Origin of the sequence: Nonomuraea sp. B5E05 (assembly GCF_039880665.1) — a bacterium.
GTDB lineage: Bacteria > Actinomycetota > Actinomycetes > Streptosporangiales > Streptosporangiaceae > Nonomuraea.
Genome location: NZ_JBDPMJ010000078.1, coordinates 1 through 2,426 on the forward strand (window position 1 = coordinate 1; position 2,426 = coordinate 2,426).

Here is a 2,426-nt window from a genome sequence, read left to right on the forward strand (position 1 = left end):
AACCAGTGCGCCACGAGGCGCTCTGACGCATCCCCGCCAAGGCGGGACAGACTCGAAGGGAGGTCTGCTGGGTCCGATGGCTTACCTGGAGCCGAAAGGTGAAGGGGACCAGAGCATGCCAGGAAACCGGCGGCCGGGCTCAGGTGCCTGGGACGGCGTGTCGGGGGACCCGCGCGGTATGGCGAAGGCTTGATTGCTTGAACCCCAATCTCCAGCGGCAGCAATTTACTGCGACCGGAACGGCACCCGGAACCGGTGCCCGTCGTGGCCGGGATGTACTGGTTCGTCCTGGTCAACCTTCGCGGCGGGAGCGATGTCCAGCGAGGGCATTGAAGGAGATGAGTGGGGCGCCTGTAGCCGCGCTGAACGTGCGTTTGAGACGAACGTGGGATCACCGTCCCGGCCCTCACCGGGTCGGCGGTGACGGAGTGCTCGTAGTAGTCGCCGGAGTAACGCCCGGCCAAGGAGAGCGGGAGAGCCGCTCGCAGGGCGAAGGGGCACAGGTGGAGCGGACACCGATCAATTCGAGGAGGTATGCGTAATGCAGAGCGCCGACACGGTGCTCGGTGTCCTGCGCGACCGGGGCGGGCGGGGCCTGCCTCTGACGCGGCTGTATCGGCAGCTGTTCAACGAGCAGCTGTTTCTGATGGCCTACGGGCGCATCTACGCCAACGACGGCGCGATGACTCCCGGGGTCGACGGGGTCACACCCGACGGAATGAGTCTGGAGCAGATCCGGGAGATCATCGGCCTACTACGGGCCGAACGTTACCGGTTCGCTCCGGTCCGGCGGGTGCACATCCCCAAGAAGAACGGGACCCTGCGGCCGCTGGGGCTGCCGTCCTGGTCGGACAAGCTGGTCGGCGAGGTGGTGCGCCTGCTGTTGGAGGCGTACTACGAGCCGCAGTTCTCGGCCAGGTCGCACGGGTTCCGTCCCGGACGGGGCTGTCACACCGCGCTCGACGAGATCGCCTCCACCTGGACCGGCACGACCTGGTTCATCGAGGGCGACATCGCCGACTGCTTCGGCAGCCTCGACCACGAGGTCATGCTCGCGATCCTGGCCGAACGCATCCATGACGGACGGTTCTTGGCGCTGGTGGACGGCATGCTGAAGGCGGGGTACCTAGAGGACTGGAGGTGGCACGCCACACACTCCGGTGCGCCACAGGGCGGCGTGGTCTCGCCGATCTTGTCCAACATCTACCTCGATCGGCTCGATACCTTCGTGGAACACACGCTGGTCCCGGCCTGGACCCGCGGCAATGCACGCCGGCAGAACCGGGCGTATGGCAACGTCACCGCGAACATCGGCTACTGGAGGCGCAAGGGCGACCGCGTCAAGGTCAAGGCCCTCCGCAAGATCCAGCAGTCGATGCCGAGCGTGGACGTGCACGACCCCGGCTACCGGCGGTTGCGCTACTGCCGCTACGCCGACGACCACCTGTTGGGGTTCGTCGGAACCAAGGCCGAAGCCGAGCAGATCAAGAACCAGCTCGCGGCCTTCTTGCGCGAAGAGCTGAGGCTGGAGCTCTCTACCGAGAAGACCTTGATCACCCACGCCCGCACCCGCAAGGCGCGGTTCCTCGGCTACGACATCTGGACCCGGCAGGCCGACACCTGGCACACCAGGGGCGGCCGCTCACTCAACGGCACCATCGCGCTCGGCGTCCCACCGGCGACCGTTGACGCCAGATGCCGGACCTACCAGCGCCACCAGGGCAAACCCCTGATCCGCAACGATCTGATCCGCACCAGCGACTACAACATCGTCGCCGCGTTCGGCTCGGAGTATCGAGGCTACGTCCAGTACTACCAGCTGGCCGGAAACATCAACCGGCTCAACAAGCTCCGCTACGTCATGGAGAAGTCGATGTTCTCCACCCTGGCCGCCAGGCACCGCCGCCCGCCGTGGGTGATGCGCGACCGCTACCGGACCACTGTCACCACCCCATACGGGAAGCGACGGTGCTTCGAAGCGAAACTGCACACCCCCTCGGGCACGGTGTTCACCGCCAGGTTCGGAGGCATCCCGCTGCGTCGCCGCAAACACGCCCGTCTGATCGACGGGGCATGGCCGACGCGACGGGGACGCCAGCTCATCGCCCGGTTGACGGCCGGGATCTGCGAACTATGTGACTCGCGCGACGGGATCACCGTCCACCACGTCAAGCGCCTCACTGACCTCGATCGATACAGCCCGACGACCGCGTCTGGATGGGTGCAGGCGATGCGGAGCAGACGACGGAAGACCCTGATCGTCTGCGCCCGTTGTCACGCCGACATCCACCACCGGCCGCACGCGCAGTAGCACCACTGGAGAGCCGCGATGCGGGGAAACTCGCCCGTCCGGTTCGGGGAGGGGCCGCGCGGAAACGCCCCGTCAAGGGAACCGCGCCGCGCGGCCTACTCCACGCCCACACTCC

The 2,426-nt window shown here is 66.8% G+C and carries 1 protein-coding gene; it reads left to right on the plus strand.

Features of this window, described 5'->3' with window-relative positions:
- Positions 1-541 precede the first annotated feature (541 nt).
- On the plus strand, positions 542-2,311 hold the full coding sequence (locus tag ABGB01_RS45830; protein ID WP_347780616.1) for a reverse transcriptase/maturase family protein: 1,770 nt from the start codon (positions 542-544) through the stop codon (positions 2,309-2,311).
- Positions 2,312-2,426: the final 115 nt, after the last annotated feature.

Bases quoted from the DNA above. Each gene is read 5' to 3' on its own strand.
- ABGB01_RS45830 (WP_347780616.1), top strand. From the start codon at position 542: ATGCAGAGCGCCGACACGGTGCTCGGTGTCCTGCGCGACCGGGGCGGG.